This is a genomic window from uncultured Sulfitobacter sp. (assembly GCF_947500075.1).
Classification (GTDB): Bacteria; Pseudomonadota; Alphaproteobacteria; order Rhodobacterales; family Rhodobacteraceae; genus Sulfitobacter.
This window is the reverse complement of record NZ_CANMQS010000001.1, coordinates 211122-225852: the sequence shown is the minus strand read 5'-3', so window position 1 is coordinate 225852 and position 14731 is coordinate 211122. Positions and strand designations below refer to the sequence as shown.

Sequence of the window (14731 nt, the reverse complement as noted above, 5' to 3'; positions counted from 1 at the left end):
AAGATCCAAATGAACCACAGCCCTCGCAAGCCCCTTCCAAATGGTTCAAAAAACCCGGGAGCATGAGGGCTGGCCCTCATCAAAATCTGTTTTGGACCACCAAGAGCCACAGGCGCGCCCGCACAAACGGACGCGCCCAGATTTTACACGAAGAACTGCGCGCCGTTGGCTGAGATGGTGGAGCCGTTGATAAAGCCCGCATCATCCGCCACGAGGAATTTGACCGCCCGCGCAATCTCTTCCGGCTCACCCAGACGCCCGGCGGGGATCTGCGCGATGATGCTCTCGCGGACCTTCTCCGGCACCGCCATCACCATGTCCGTCCCGATATAGCCGGGGCAGATGGCGTTGGCCGTGATGTTGGCCCGCGCGCCTTCCTGCGCCAGCGATTTCACGATCCCCAGATCGCCCGCCTTGGTCGCGGCGTAGTTCACTTGCGCAAACTGGCCCTTCTGGCCGTTGATGGAGGAGATGACCACGATGCGGCCGAACTTGCGCTCGCGCATGCCGGGCCAGATCGGGTGGATGGTGTTGAACACGCCGGTGAGGTTGGTGTCGATCACCTGATGCCATTGCTCTGGCGTCATCTTGTGGAACGGTGCGTCACGGGTGATGCCGGCATTGGCCACGACCACTTCGATAGGGCCCAGATCGCTTTCGACCTGCGCAATGCCTGCGGTGGAACTGTCATAGTCCGCCACGTTCCATTTGTAGGTCTTGATGCCGGTCTCTTCGGTAAAGGCGGCGGCGGCTTCGTCGTTGCCGGCATAGGTGGCCGCAACGGTATAGCCTGCTTCTTTGAGTTCCTTGGAAATGGCGGCGCCGATGCCTCGGCTGCCTCCGGTGACGAGTGCGACGCGGGACATGTGAATTCTCCAGTTCAATTGACGTTGTCATTCATTACGCGGGACGCGAAGTCAGCGCAACAATATTACGTGGGGTATTTGGGAAAGGGGGTGAAGGTGCGCAGTGAATACGCACCCTACGGTTGGTTACGGACGCTCAAGGCACATGGCAACGCCCATGCCGCCACCGATACACAGGGTCGCCAGACCCTTCTTGGCACCGCGTCGCTGCATTTCAAACAGCAGCGTGTTGAGGATACGGGCACCGGAGGCGCCAATCGGGTGACCGATGGCGATCGCACCGCCGTTCACGTTCACGATCGCCGGATCCCAGCCCATGTCCTTGTTGACCGCACAGGCCTGCGCGGCAAAGGCTTCGTTGGCTTCGACCAGATCCAGATCCTCGGCCTTCCAGCCGGCTTTTTCCAGCGCCTTGCGGGAGGCATAGATCGGGCCCACGCCCATGATGGAAGGGTCCAGACCGGCGGTCGCATAGGACGCGATCCGCGCCAGCGGCTCAATGCCGCGCTTCTCGGCGTCATCCGCGCTCATCAGCAGCGCGCCTGCCGCACCGTCATTCAGGCCAGAGGCGTTGGCAGCCGTGACAGACCCGTCCTTGGTAAACGCAGGACGCAGTTTCTGCATCGCTTCCATCGTCGCGCCATGGCGGATGTATTCGTCCTGATCCACAACCGTGTCGCCTTTGCGGCCCTTGACGGTGTAGGCCACGATCTCATCGGCGAACTTACCCGCTTTTTGCGCAGCTTCGGCCTTGTTTTGCGAGCCGACCGCAAATTCGTCCTGCTGGTCGCGGCTGATCTGCCATTTCTCTGCAACGTTTTCAGCTGTCTGACCCATGTGGTAGCCGTTGAACGCATCCCACAACCCGTCGCGGATCATCGTGTCGATGAACTGCAAATCACCCATTTTCTGACCGGGGCGCAGGTTTTGTGCGTGGGGGGACATGGTCATGTTTTCCTGACCACCCGCTGCCACGATGCTCGCATCGCCCAACTGGATGTGTTGAGCACCCAAAGCCACGGCGCGCAGACCGGAGCCGCAGACCTGGTTGATCGACCATGCCGCACTTTCCTGCGGCAGACCTGCATTGATATGCGCCTGACGGGCAGGGTTTTGACCTTGCGCTGCGGTCAGAACCTGACCCAGAATGGTTTCGGACACTTCGCCCGCATCGACGCCTGCGCGTGCCACCAGTTCCTTCAGAACGGCGGCGCCAAGGTCATGGGCGGGGACGGATGCGAATGATCCGCCGAAGCTGCCTACAGGGGTCCGGGCGGCGGATGCGATGACGACATTGGTCATGGATGGGGGTCCTCTTTGTCACTGGCGAGGAACATACAGCGCAGGCCCCAATCGATGGCTCCCGCGACTCCCCCACCTTCTGAGGGCGCTATACCTTATGGCTTCCCTTCGGGCAACTCACCCGTTTCTGCAAGCGCAAACAGATGCCGTTTCTCCGGCGGGTGTCACCCCGCGCGGGTCTGCTGTTGCGGCTGTGCCCAGCCGGGCTGCGTGGTGGGGGCACTGAAGTAATACCCTTGCAGGCAGTCGACCCCAAGCCTGGTGACCAGCCGCGCATCTGCGTCGGTCTCCACGTTTTCGGCCACGGTGATCAGGTCAAATTCCCGCGCCATCGCCAGCAGGGCAGAGGTGATCACCTGATTATCCGCATTGGTTGAGATGCCCCGGATGAACTGCCCGTCAATTTTCAGGACGTCGAAGAAGAAATCCCGGAAATACCGGATCGCCATGTGCCCGGAGCCGAAACGATCCATCGCAAAACAGACGCCCCATTTCTGATATTCGCCCATGAAATCCGCCACCAGTTCCGGCAGCAGCATGGTGGAGGCTTCCGAGATCTCGAAAATCAGACGCTCCGCTAGCGTCGGGTCGCGTTTGATCGCCCGGTTCAGCAGGGTGCGCCAGGGTTTGAACCCGATGGACCGCGCTGACATGTTGATCGACAGCCGCAGCCGCGGATGTGCCGACAGGGCCGCTGTGCCCATGCGCAGGGCGAGTGTGTCGATCTTGCGCCCCAGTTCCGTGTCTTCGACCACGGTGATGAAATCCCGGGCCGGGATCACGCGGCCGGTGGGATCCAGAATGCGGATCAAGCCTTCGTAAAAGGCGGTCTGGCTTTGATCACCGGCGGTCATAATGGGCTGGTAGGCCATCAGCGTCTGGTTGTGGGCCACGGCCTCTTCCACCATCTGCAAGACATCCTTGTCGCGCTGGGCCACTGCCGCGTTCAGCGGGCTGTCCGCGCCCGGCGGCAGATCAGCGAAACGTCGTTTTGTGTTGCGCAGCATGGCAGCATCCCTTCAATGATGGCGGAGCCTGAGTGCACCAGCAGGCGATAACAGGGGCTTAAAGCGTGGATTTGTCGCGCATTGGAAGGGATTGGTATGCAGGCGGATGAGACAAGCGGGCGCTGCGGCTGGGCCGGGTCAGAACCGATTTATGTCGCCTATCACGACACCGAATGGGGTGTGCCCGAATATGACAGCCGCGCGCTGTGGGAAAAGCTGATCCTCGATGGCTTTCAGGCGGGGTTGAGCTGGATCACGATCCTGAAAAAACGCGACAATTTCCGCGCGGCGTTTGAGGGGTTCGATCCCAATGTGATTGCCGGCTGGGGGGAGGCGGAGGTGCTGCGTCTGTTGCAGGACGAGGGGATCATCCGTCACCGGGGCAAGATCGAAGCGACAATCGTGAACGCCCGCGCCTGGCAGAAGGTGGAGCAGCGCGTGGGATTTGATCGGTTCATGTGGGACTATGTCGGGGGCACGCCGTTGCAGAATGCCTGGCCAACGCTGGCGGATGTGCCTGCCAAGACGGCGCTGTCTGAGCAAGTGTCGAAGGATCTCAAGAAAGAGGGCTTCAAGTTCTGCGGCCCGACGATTGTCTATGCGTGGATGCAGGCCTGCGGGTTGATCAATGATCATTTGACGGGGTGCCCGCAGCGGGAGGTTTGTGCGGGGTTGGGGCGGTGACGGGAGAAGGGCAGGGGGCTGCTGTGCGGCGGAGGCCGACCCTTCTGTAACTGAGATCTGCTAGAATGTGCTCACCATCGACCTTGGCGAAGGCCGATGGTGAGGCGGTGTTTGCACATGGCCCCTATCCGCCGGTTATTGAAAGAACTCCGCCTAACACGGGGATCGTCGCGACAGGGCCTGTGTCCTTGTCTAGATGATCTGTGACAAGCACCTGCTGAATGCGTGCCGCGTGCCTCGCCAATCCAGCAAATTTGGTGTGATTCACAAAATTGCCATCCTCAAGATCTGTTGCATCGATGACAATGGCACCAAGCTCGACCAACTCGTCGTCATTCGAATAGGCGCCAACGCGTTCGATTCCTCCCGCAAGTATCCGAGAGAGGCGGAGTGCTTGATCATCCTGGGACACAATCACAAAGTAGAGCACCGGTGGCCGCCCAATCTTTCTCAGCGAAGCCTTAAAGGCATCACATCAATGTCCGGAGCTGCGAGAACAACTGTTTCCAGTTTGCCCGCTATCTGACGCAGTTCGTGCCTTGGAAGTTGGCGCATCGTTTCCATGAACAGCCAGCTTCCCATGGAGTGCGCGACGATACTGATGCGGTCAACGGAGGATTCGGACAACTCAACAAGTGTCTTTGCCAGCGCATCTCGGGCAATCGCTGCGCTGTTGAGATCGTAGATGTAGTCTCTCAAGCGTCCGCCTGATGCCCAGGAAAACAGAACCGGCACCGCAGGTTGGTCCAGGTCATGAAAAAACTGTGCAAACCGATAAACCGCTTCTGGAAAACGTGTGTTGTAACCATGGACAAACAGGATGACTTCCCGGTTATCGTCCGAAAGACGCTGTGCGCGGGTGTTCAACTCTGACAGAAAGGCGTCATCACTCTCAAAATAGTCCGTTTCGCGGACCGTGACTTGCCTTTGTCGACCATCTGGATTGTTTGACGCTGCGCCGGGCCGTCCATCCGCATGTTCGGAGGGCAGAGAAATCAACGCTTTTGCATAGTCAGTCCGGGTCGATCTCTCTCGCGAGAACAAGGCCGCCCGCGTCTGGGAACGGCCCCGCGTGGTGACTATCATCAAACTGTGCTCGTTGGCTTCCGGCGGGGCATTCTGACGGACTGTCAGCTCTTCCTGGCCAAGTCTGGAAGAGCATCCGCTTGTCACGAGGCATAGAAGACACACCATCAACGTGACCCCAGCCTTCAGGCGTGACATCCCTTGGTCCAACTTTCTCACGGCTGGCACGCCAAGTCGGGAGATTGGTTTTGCCTGAGCGCGCGTCCGCAATGGATAGCAAACCTTCCCTATGACACGGCTCCGCGTTTTCAGCACCGAAGAACCCTTTGCAAAAAGCCAATGGCGGCACTCTCGAAGCTCCGCGCGATGGAGGCCTTTGGACTAAAAACCTCAAACGCGTGCGGTACGCCGGGGACCTCATAGATTTCGCAGGAAACCCCATCTGCATTGAGACGCTTGGCATAAGTGGCATATTGCGGGTGAAACAGATCCAGTGCGCACATTCCGATCCAGGTTGTCGGCAGCCCGGACAGATCCAGGCGACGTGCGGGCGCGGCATAGGCGGGCAGAACCTGCGCATTTGGTTGATTGGGTTTCAGGTAGGCACGCCACGACTGGTAATCCGCTTTGTTGTTCCAGACGAAATGATTGGGCTTGTCCAGACTTCTGTCTGCGGATGGTCTGTCGTCCAGCATCGGGTAGTAGAGGCATTGGGCAACGGGCTGTGTTCCACCATTGTCCAGAATGCGCTGCGCAAGCGCTGCCGCTATGCCGCCTCCCGCGCTATGCCCCGCCAGTGCCATGCGCGACGGATCGATGCCCCGGGTATGGCCATTTGACACAAGCCATTGCCAGACGGTGTAGCAATCATCGAGGTCGGCGGGAAAAGGGTGTTCAGGCGCGAGGCGATAGTCAGGGACAAACACAGTGACTCCGAGATCACGTGCGGCGCGTCCGGCCGTCGCGTTCAGGTGTTCCGGTTTTCCGGCCCAATGCCCGCCGCCAAACATCCAGAGTATGGCTGCATCACTTACGGGTGTTTCTGGCCGTATGACCAGAACCTCGACGCCGACAAGTGTTTCCCTGTGAGCCGATACACCTTTGGGCAACTTCGAGGATGACCCGATGTTGTAGAGCCGGCGAGACAGTCCAAAGAGGACTGGATGCGCGAAAGGAATCCTCGGCGTCCATCGAATGGCATTTCGAACTTCAGGGTGGAGATCGCTTGCCCGCATTACAGATGCTTTGCAAACCAGTCATTGGCCAACGTGCTTCCGCGCTCAAATCCACCAAAATATATCCCGTAATGGTCGATGTTCGGCAGCACTTCGTAACAGGTTTCGACACCGCGCTCTTTCAGTTTTGCGTGGGCACGGCCGCCGCTTTGCGTGACATCGAACATCTCCTCATTTTCGGCATCGAGGATCAGACACGGGACATCGACGAAGTCCACCATATCGCCGACGTGGTATTGTGCCATTCGAGCAAAATGTGGCGTGCCCTTCAGGCCGGGAAGCTGATCTTGGCTTTGAGGAATCGCGTCAAACTCACCACGCGCAATTTGAATTGCACGCTGACGAGCTTTGTTAGCAAAAACCTCGGGTAGGTTGAAGATGGCCGGGACCTGCACACTCAGCGCTTTGATCCGTTTGTCAACTGCTGCGGCGTAGAGTGCTGTACCGCCACCATAGCTAGTGCCCCAGGCGCCGATGCGGGCGGTATCAACACCCGGCTCGCCTTCTATGTAGTCAATTGCTGCGCGAAAGCTGTCGACCCAATCAAGCGGGTCGAGGAGATTGCGCACTTCTTGTGCCGTTACGCTGTGATCCGCAGCATCATGTGGCTCCGGTTTCGATCCCGTTGGGAGAAGCGGGCCGCGCGAGTTTCCCCAACTGGAGTGGGTGAATGTCAATGCGACCATTCCCGAAGACGCAAAGAGCGCGGCATATCGGGACGTGGTTTCCTTGTCGCCGCCAATGCCGTGGCTCAAGACAACGGCAGGGATTTTCTGGTCAACTGCGCGCGATTTGGGGCGGTAGATATCTCCATCCAGCGCAACACCGCGTGCCCATAGGGTGATGCACTGCCGCTCAACCGTATCAGGCAGGATCAGCGCGGGATAAACGATCGGGGCGTCATCTGTACCAGCCACGTCTATGCACCCTGTCGCCAGGCGGCATCGATAGAGTTCTTGTCCATCGCCTTTTCGGTTTTTGAGGATTGGATGCCGACGACTTTCCAAACACCGTCCACGCGGACGCACTCAAAGTGCACGACCCAACGTTGGATTTCGGTGTTATCCGCAGCTTGCCGCGACCAGATCACTTCAATCGAGGCGCCATTCGGGTTGTACACAAAGATCTTTTGCTCCGGGATCTCTGTATGACTGTATCCGCCTGCCACAAGCGCCTCGTGCTGCATGGACAGAAAATCAACGATCTGCTGGCCTTCCATCATCCAACCTGAAATCATCGGCTCAGTCGCCGTGACAAACATTGGGGTGCCCCAGTATTGCAGGATGAACTCGGGGCCCTCCTTGCGAATGCCGGCCCCAACCTCGACCCAGTGATTGAAATAAACGTCAAAAAACCAGTGACGGACTTCTTCTTCGATAGCGGCGCGATCAAACGACATAGTGCTTTCTCCCTTACTTTCCTTGGAATTCTAGCTTTGGGCGCTCGCGGCCTGCGCGATAGGCGTCAATGAAGGTTTTGAGATTTGTTTGGAGATCCGCTGAATGAAGGATTTCACCGGCCATTGCCGGGATAATTGCATCCGCGGCTTCGATGCCGCCGCTGGCCCAGGCCCGCAACAACGCTTTGTGTGCGCCATGGGCACGGGTCGCCCCCGTTCCCAGTTTTTCCGCCCACTTTAGGGCCGCATCGTTCAAGTCAGCTAAAGGCACCACTTCATTTATCAGGCCACAGTCCTGTGCATATTGGGCCCCGACCTTCTCGCAGGTCATGGCCCATTGAATGGCGCGGGTGCGTCCAACCCGCTCCGCCACGCGTTGAACGCCACCGAGAAAAGTGAAGACGCCCATTGATGCCTCGGAATGGCTGAAGCGGGCGTCGTCCGACGCGATAATGATGTCTCCACGCAGGGCGATTTCGAAGCCACCACCGCTACAGTTCCCCTGCACCGCCATGATGATTGGGACGGGCAGGGCCTCGAACAGGTCCATCAGCTGGAGGCCCTGCTCAATCATTTTCGAGAAGTCTTCTGCCGCGACACCTTCCCAGGCAGGAAAGTCGCCCCCAAAGCTGAAGTCGGGGCCTTCCGCGCGGAACAAGACCACCCGCGTGTCGTTGCGACCAGCAAGGTCTGCTATCGCTTCGGTCAGGCCCTTCACCAACGCGTCGCTCAGCCGGTTCTGAGGAGGATTGTTCAGGACAATAGTGGCAATGCCATTGTCGTGGGTGTAGCTCACTGCGGACATTCACCCTCTCCATTTTGTTTCAAATCTTGGTACTTGCAAAACGCAAGTTCTGATAGAAGAGAGCCGGAAAATATGTCACAGCAAGCTGCCAGCCTGAAAGGATCCATCGAATTTGATGTTTCGTTCGTTTCAGAGAGTGAAGCGACGGGCTGCATGCAGATCCAAGATGGGATCCAAAACCCTTTTGGCACTGTGCACGCGGGTGCGATGATCTGGTTCGCGGATGTCGTTGCGACAACGCTGGCGCTTCAAGGCGAACACCCGACGCCTGGCATGAAGGGCTTCCCTTTGGCCATCACCCTGAACGCCAATATGTTGTCCAACAGCCGGGAAGGCGCACTTCATGCAAAGGCAGTGTTCGTGAAGAAGGGTCGAACCGTTTCGACAGTGCGCACAACAGTCTCCTCCGATAATGGCAAGATATTGCTCGACATGACGACGACCCATATTGCGTCATGACGTGCAGCCGCAGGAACAATCAGGGGGAATATCAATGAAACAAGGCAATCGATCGAGGTGCCCCATCAACCTTTCATTGGAAATCTGGGGGGACAAATGGACCCTTCTCATCATCAGGGACATGATGTTTGTGGGAAAACGCACCTATGGCGATTTTCTGAAATCTGAGGAGGGGATATCGACGAATATCCTCGCGGACCGGCTCAAGATGCTGACCGAAAAGGGCATCATCGAACAGTCCAACTCGACCCAAACCAGATCAGGCTCTGCCTACAGGCTCACCCCAAAAGGGATCGGTCTGCTCCCAATCATGGCAGAAATCTACATATGGTCCGACGCGCATTTGGATCTCACGGACGAACTGCGCAACCGCATCCAAGACATCAAGGATGACAAGGCTTCGTTCATTGCGGCCGTCACCGAAACGCTCACCAGGGACAATTCATAAAAATGAACGCGCAAACCTCCCGCTATGTCGATGCAGAAACCCAGTTTCTTTCTGTGAACGGAACAAGGTTTGCTTATCGGACCATCGGTCCGAAATCGGGTGTCCCGATCGTGATGTTCAATCATCTTGCGGGCACAATTGACGATTGGGACCCATCGGTCGTTGACGGGCTGGCGGCGCAGCACCAGGTCCTCACCTTCGACAATCGCGGAATTGGTGGCTCCGAAGGTGCCACCCCGCAAACGGTCGCGGGCATGGCGGATGACGGCATTGCGTTCATCAAGGCGCTGGGCCTCGCGCAAGTCTACATGCTTGGGTTCTCCCTTGGGGGCGCCGTCGTTCAGGACATCGTCTTCAAAGAACCCGAACTCGCTCAAAAAATCATTTTGGGTGGTATCGGTCCAAGGGGCGGGATCGGCATCCGCAACATTCCGGGTCAGGCCTATCGCAATCAACTGCGCAGCCTTCTGACGTTCACCGATATTCGCGTTTTCCTGTTCTTCACCCGCACTGAGAACGGCAAGCGCGCGGCGCGCAGATTCCTTTCTCGCTTGAGCGAAAAGAAAACCGGACGGGTCAGGAAAGTCTCAATCAAGTCTTTCCGCGCTCAACTCGCCGCAATTGCGGAATACGCCAGCAGCGCGCCGCCTGACCTCAGCCGCATTGCCATGCCGACATTCGTCGCGAATGGTGAACATGACATTATGGTGCCCAGTGTAAACTCCGCGCATCTGATGCTCGGGATCCCAAACGCACGTTTATCCCTCTACAAGGACGCAGGCCACGGCGGGATCTTCCAGTATCACGACCAGTTCGTGGAAGAATCTCTGGCGTTCCTGAGCGAATGAGGATGCCAGGTTTCTTCATGAGGAGGCCTTATGCAGACCTCTCGTGATCAGACCTCCACTCAATTCATAGGGAAGGGGGGATGCGTTTGTGGAAGCGTGCAATACACCATTCACGGCGCGCCATTGTTTCGAGCTTTCTGCCATTGCGAGACGTGTCAGGCTTACAATCAGGCTGACTATGGGGACATATTGGTAATGCGCTCCGGCAGCGTTGCGCTGGAGCCTGAGACCAGCATCGACTTTCAGTTTCATCAGTGGCCCCCCGTTTTGAGCCGGGGCAAATGCGCTGACTGCGGCGGTGTGGCTGTTGAGAAAATCAGCCTTCCACTGTTTCCGAAGTTGATCGTTATCCCTGCGCAAACGCTGCGGTCTCAAGAGCGCGCACCGGCACCCGCGTTCCACATGTTCTGTCACAGACGTGTCAGTGAGATCGAAGACAACCTGCCCAGGCATACCGGATACCTCAACAGCCAATGGGCGTTTACGTCGGCAGTCTTGAGGGGACTTCGATGAACTTGAGCATCCGTGTGAGAGGACAGACCAGCAATGACAACCCTGCCAAGGGCGATTGAGCTTGCGGGTAGCGCGACCGAACAAATCAACACTAGAGGGAACCAAACATGACACAACAACTCGCAATCCAAACATTTGACATCCCCCAGTACGCCTTGAACATGCCGTCCGGGCCAGAGACCCCTGAAGGGGGTTGGACTTGGCCGTACTCGACCGCAACGCTGATTTCCGGGGACGAGGATGCGGTCCTTGTCGATGCTGTTCCCACTCTGAAGGATTCGGAGCGCCTGGTTGACTGGATAAAGGCGTCGGGCAAGCGGCCGCGCACAATCTACATCACGCACGGCCACTTTGATCACTATATTGGGGCCTCGATCGTTTTGGAGCATTTCCCTGAAGCATCCCTTGTCGCTACAAAATCAACGATAGAATTCATTGAGGAAGAGAAGGAAACGGGACGCGATCGCGCGATGTGGGCATCGCTCTTTTCGGAAGATATCGTACAGACGATTGTTGTGCCTGAGCTTACCGACGGAACTCTTGACATCGAAGGTCACAAGATCACGGCTGTTGAAGTCGGCCAATCAGACATAACGCGATCAAGCTACGTGCATGTCCCCAGCCTTGGAGCAATCATTGTAGGGGACATTGCTTACAATCAGGTACACCCGACCTTGATTGACAGTGATCATGACAAGCGCTTGGCCTGGATTCAAACGCTCACAGATTTGCTTGATCTGAAGCCGCAGATTGTTGTGGCATCTCACCGGACCCCGGATGCAGAGAACGGCATCCACGCCATAGAAGAAACGATCGCCTATTTGCGTCAGGCCAATCACTTCTTGGCAGAGAAACCCTCAACCCCTGAATTCATTGCTAAAATGATGGCTGCGTTTCCGTCCCACAAGAACCCATCGACGCTCATTGTCGGTGCTGTCTCCCTGAAGTTGGATGAAGCCGATGGTGGTTGATGATTGAGGGTTTCACCCTCCGGTTGGCAAACCAAAAGACCAGACTTTCTGAAAGTTGACCGTTGGCGCGTCTTCCATGTCAAACTGTGAACGAAGAGCCTGTTCTCTCGCTGCGCCGCCTCTCGCATGGATAAACAGATGCGGAAAATCCTGTGTTTTGAGCACATCCAGAGCGGAATCATCATGTTCGCTTTGGGATCAAACACGACCGCCCTCCACATCTCCCAAACACACCCATTGACTCCCTCCCCAATCCCCCGTAAAGCCGCGCTTTCATTGGTGTTGGTGGCCCCCGCAAGGGGATGCCTGTCGGGAATCATTCCAGAGGACAACGCCCTTCGAATAGCAAAATTGCCCATGGGCAACTCGCTAAAATTGTAATGAAGGAGAACAGCCGTGACCAAACGCACCGCTGCCAAGCACAAACTCGACCGCCGCATGGGCGAAAACATCTGGGGCCGTCCAAAGTCCCCCGTCAACCGCCGCGAATATGGCCCCGGCCAGCACGGTCAGCGCCGTAAAGGCAAACTTTCCGACTTCGGTATCCAGCTGCGCGCCAAGCAGAAGCTCAAGGGCTACTACGGCGACCTGACCGAAAAGCAGTTCCGCCGCATCTACGGCGAAGCGGAGCGGGTGAAGGGCGATACCGGTGAAAACCTGATCGGTCTGCTGGAGCGTCGTCTGGACGCGGTTGTGTACCGCGCCAAGTTCGTGGCCACAGTTTTTGCCGCACGCCAGTTTGTGAACCACGGCCACGTCCGTGTGAACGGCAAGAAAGTGAACATCCCCTCCTACCGCGTCAAGGAAGGCGACGTTGTGGAAGTGCGTGACCGTTCCAAGCAGATGGTTGCATTGCTCGAAGCCACACAGCTGGCAGAGCGTGACGTGCCGGATTACATCGAGGCCGACCACTCCAAGATGACCGCGACTTTTGTGCGCACCCCCGGTCTGGGCGATGTGCCGTACCCGGTGATGATGGAACCAAACCTCGTCGTGGAATTCTACGCGAAGAACTAAGCTTCGCCACGACACTGAAATTCATGGAAAGCCCTGTCGTTACGACGGGGCTTTTTTCGTTTCTGCTGTGCGGGACAGCAGCCATGCACGCTGGTCCTTGAGGGTGCGTTCAAACACACCCGCGAAGGCGTAGCAGGTCAGCGTGACCAGCCCCAGCAGCAGAGCGTCGTCCAGCAGTGCTGTGCCCGTGCCCGGCAGGGCGGGGCCGAGGAATTGCAGCAGCGGGTAGTGGAAAAGGTAGAGGGAGAAGCTGCCGCCTGCCAGCCAAGGGATCAGGCGACCCGCAGGTCTGGCGGCGCGGCGGCGGGTCAGGGCGGCGACGCCCAGAAGGTGCAGGGCAAAGCCAACAGCCAGCAGGTTGTTCCACAGAAACTCGTCGGAGAACCGCAGGGTGTTGAGGGTGTCCAGAGGCAGTGCCATCGAGGTCAGCATGCGCAACCCCTCCGGCAGACCTGTGATCTGCGCGCCGACGTAGGCGAGGGGCAGGCCGAAGACCAGATAGGGGATGAGACGTTGCCGGGGCATCAGGCCCCGGTCCAGACAGCGCCATACCCAGACGCCCATCAACCACGCGGGCATCAAGAGCAGGATGTTGAGACCGACCAGCCACACCCCCAGCGCCAGCAGCACGGTGCGCAGCGCGCCTGTCAGATACCAGGCGATGGCGAAGAGCGCGTAATAGGCGACCTCGTAGCTCAATGACCAATAGGGGCCGTTGCTGCCCAGCCGGGTCTGCATGCCGCCCCACTCGGAGGTGAAGCTGAGCCCGCGGGCGAGGTGTTCGGCGAGGGGCAGGGGGTTGTAGAACAGGCTGTCATAGAAGGCCGGGAACAGGGCGGCGCCGGTGCGGTCCAGCGCATAGCCGAGGATCAGGGCGGGGATGGCCACCGACAGGATGCGCGTGGCGCGGTTGAAGGCGAAGGATCTGAACCCGTGGTCCTTGGTTTGCGCCACAAAGGCAATGACCAGCCCGGAGAGCACAAAGAACAGCACTACCGCGTCCGAACCGAGGTTCAACTCGCGCACCCAGATGTGGCGGCCTTCCGTGAAGCGCGGGTAGGCGAAGTGGGAGATCAAAACCGCGAAAGCCGCGCCGAAGCGCAGCACGTCGAGGTAGTTGGAAAAACCCTTGTTCATCGCGGCACGCCTACTCCGCCGGGGTGACCGGGGCGGGGTCGGGATCAGGCTGCTTGGCGGGTTTGCGGCGCAATGTGGCCAGCGACTGGCGGATGGGCACCATCAGCGCGGTGCGCAGACTGTCGTGGGGTTGTGCGATGCGGTTGCCGTCCTTGTCGCCCAGGCCAAAGGCGATGTCCTCGCGTTCGGCGCAGATGTAGAGCGTGCCGAACATCCAGTCCCAGATCGCCAGCACTTCACCGTAGTTCTTGTTGTAGTGTTTCAGTTCGATGGAGTGATGCACCTGATGCTGGGCGGGTGAGATGAAGATGTGCTCCATCACCCGGCCAAAGCTGAGCCAGACATGGCTGTGGCGCAGATTGGCGGCGAAGGCGTTGAAGATCATGTAGAAGGCGTTGACGCCCAGCAGCAGGGGGATGCTGATTTCTGACACAAAAAGCGACAGGAGCAGGCCTTGCACCCCGCCGACGACCACGCCTTTGACCAGCGCCGCAAAGACATCGTAGATCGGGTGTTTGCGGTAGACGGTGATGGGGGTCATCACCTCGGCCGAGTGGTGCACGGCATGGAACGGCCAGAGCGTCGGGTGTTCGTGATGGACGCGGTGGATCCAGTAGGTCGAGAAGTCATTGGCCAGCAAAAGCAGCAGGCCGATCATGAACGGACTGAGGTCCATACCGGGTGAGAAAGTGCCGCCCAGCAGCCCGACAACGCCTGCGCTGACGGCGGACATGATCGCAATTTTCTGGAACAATCCCAAGAGGTTGAGCACACGACTGACCACAAAGAGCTGGATGTCGACCATGTGGGACTTGTGCAGGTACATCTGCGCAGGAAACAGCCACCGCAGGAATGAGCCGGAGCGCTTTTCCTTACGGTAGATGTAGAAGGCCAGCAGGATCATACCGGGCAGATACAGCGGCCACAGGCGGCTGCTTGGCCCGCCGAGGGCTGCGGACAATGTATCCAGAAGTGTTTCCATTGTTTCGATCTCTGCACCAATTGCCCTGTGGG

General features: G+C 58.1%; 17 protein-coding genes and 1 pseudogene. 7 read left to right on the top strand and 11 right to left on the bottom strand.

All coding sequences use genetic code 11. From position 1 onward, the window contains the following. Positions 1-143: 143 nt before the first annotated feature. The 3 genes from phbB to Q1A91_RS01150 all read right to left on the bottom strand — a co-directional run bounded on the left by phbB (position 144) and on the right by Q1A91_RS01150 (position 3175). On the bottom strand, positions 144-866 hold the full coding sequence (gene phbB, locus Q1A91_RS01160) for an acetoacetyl-CoA reductase (RefSeq protein ID WP_299871616.1): 723 nt from the start codon (positions 864-866) through the stop codon (positions 144-146). Positions 867-992: 126 nt separating this feature from the next. Further along, a complete protein-coding gene (locus Q1A91_RS01155; RefSeq protein ID WP_299871613.1) occupies positions 993-2168 on the bottom strand; it encodes an acetyl-CoA C-acetyltransferase in 1176 nt (391 codons plus the stop codon). A gap of 164 nt (positions 2169-2332) precedes the next feature. After that, positions 2333-3175 (bottom strand): EAL domain-containing protein, encoded by an 843-nt coding sequence (locus Q1A91_RS01150; protein ID WP_299871610.1) that lies wholly within the window; start codon positions 3173-3175, stop codon positions 2333-2335. Between the two features lie 96 nt (positions 3176-3271). Here Q1A91_RS01150 and Q1A91_RS01145 point away from each other — a divergent pair, with 96 nt between their 5' ends. Continuing rightward, a complete protein-coding gene (locus Q1A91_RS01145) occupies positions 3272-3859 on the top strand; it encodes a DNA-3-methyladenine glycosylase I (protein WP_299871607.1) in 588 nt (195 codons plus the stop codon). Between the two features lie 124 nt (positions 3860-3983). Here Q1A91_RS01145 and Q1A91_RS01140 read toward each other — a convergent pair. The 5 genes and pseudogenes from Q1A91_RS01140 to Q1A91_RS01120 form a co-directional block, all read right to left on the bottom strand. Beyond that, positions 3984-4945, bottom strand: a pseudogene (locus tag Q1A91_RS01140) (alpha/beta hydrolase). Positions 4946-5193: 248 nt separating this feature from the next. Continuing rightward, on the bottom strand, positions 5194-6120 hold the full coding sequence (locus tag Q1A91_RS01135) for an alpha/beta hydrolase fold domain-containing protein (protein WP_299871601.1): 927 nt from the start codon (positions 6118-6120) through the stop codon (positions 5194-5196). After that, positions 6120-7037, bottom strand: coding sequence for an alpha/beta hydrolase (locus Q1A91_RS01130; protein WP_299871598.1), 918 nt, complete (start codon positions 7035-7037; stop codon positions 6120-6122). Before Q1A91_RS01130 ends, Q1A91_RS01135 begins: the two co-directional genes overlap by 1 nt. A gap of 2 nt (positions 7038-7039) precedes the next feature. After that, positions 7040-7519 (bottom strand): hypothetical protein, encoded by a 480-nt coding sequence (locus Q1A91_RS01125; protein WP_299871595.1) that lies wholly within the window; start codon positions 7517-7519, stop codon positions 7040-7042. Positions 7520-7532: 13 nt separating this feature from the next. Continuing rightward, positions 7533-8324, bottom strand: coding sequence for an enoyl-CoA hydratase/isomerase family protein (locus Q1A91_RS01120; RefSeq protein ID WP_299871593.1), 792 nt, complete (start codon positions 8322-8324; stop codon positions 7533-7535). 72 nt (positions 8325-8396) lie between these two features. On the opposite strand from Q1A91_RS01120, the gene Q1A91_RS01115 reads away from it, so the two are divergent. The 3 genes from Q1A91_RS01115 to Q1A91_RS01105 are packed head-to-tail and all read left to right on the top strand — an operon-like array spanning position 8397 to position 10079. Continuing rightward, positions 8397-8783, top strand: coding sequence for a PaaI family thioesterase (locus Q1A91_RS01115; RefSeq protein ID WP_299871590.1), 387 nt, complete (start codon positions 8397-8399; stop codon positions 8781-8783). Next, positions 8773-9231 carry a helix-turn-helix domain-containing protein gene (locus Q1A91_RS01110; RefSeq protein ID WP_299871587.1) on the top strand — a complete coding sequence of 153 codons (459 nt, stop codon included), beginning with the start codon at positions 8773-8775 and terminating at the stop codon, positions 9229-9231. Before Q1A91_RS01115 ends, Q1A91_RS01110 begins: the two co-directional genes overlap by 11 nt. Positions 9232-9233: 2 nt before the next feature. Continuing rightward, a complete protein-coding gene (locus Q1A91_RS01105; protein WP_299871584.1) occupies positions 9234-10079 on the top strand; it encodes an alpha/beta hydrolase in 846 nt (281 codons plus the stop codon). Between the two features lie 15 nt (positions 10080-10094). On the opposite strand, the gene Q1A91_RS01100 is transcribed toward Q1A91_RS01105, so the two are convergent. After that, positions 10095-10331 (bottom strand): hypothetical protein, encoded by a 237-nt coding sequence (locus Q1A91_RS01100; RefSeq protein WP_299871581.1) that lies wholly within the window; start codon positions 10329-10331, stop codon positions 10095-10097. On the opposite strand from Q1A91_RS01100, the gene Q1A91_RS23670 reads away from it, so the two are divergent. From Q1A91_RS23670 to rpsD, 3 genes are all read left to right on the top strand, one after another. Then, on the top strand, positions 10275-10592 hold the full coding sequence (locus Q1A91_RS23670) for a hypothetical protein (RefSeq protein WP_367278621.1): 318 nt from the start codon (positions 10275-10277) through the stop codon (positions 10590-10592). The genes Q1A91_RS01100 and Q1A91_RS23670 overlap by 57 nt on opposite strands. A gap of 107 nt (positions 10593-10699) precedes the next feature. Continuing rightward, positions 10700-11563, top strand: coding sequence for an MBL fold metallo-hydrolase (locus tag Q1A91_RS01095; protein WP_299871578.1), 864 nt, complete (start codon positions 10700-10702; stop codon positions 11561-11563). Between the two features lie 396 nt (positions 11564-11959). Next, positions 11960-12580 carry a 30S ribosomal protein S4 gene (gene rpsD, locus Q1A91_RS01090; RefSeq protein ID WP_067286849.1) on the top strand — a complete coding sequence of 207 codons (621 nt, stop codon included), beginning with the start codon at positions 11960-11962 and terminating at the stop codon, positions 12578-12580. Positions 12581-12619: 39 nt separating this feature from the next. Here rpsD and Q1A91_RS01085 read toward each other — a convergent pair whose 3' ends face one another. Continuing rightward, positions 12620-13717, bottom strand: coding sequence for an acyltransferase (locus tag Q1A91_RS01085; RefSeq protein ID WP_299871565.1), 1098 nt, complete (start codon positions 13715-13717; stop codon positions 12620-12622). A gap of 10 nt (positions 13718-13727) precedes the next feature. Next, positions 13728-14699, bottom strand: a complete 972-nt coding sequence (locus Q1A91_RS01080) for a sterol desaturase family protein (protein ID WP_299871563.1) — start codon at positions 14697-14699, stop codon at positions 13728-13730. Positions 14700-14731: the final 32 nt, after the last annotated feature.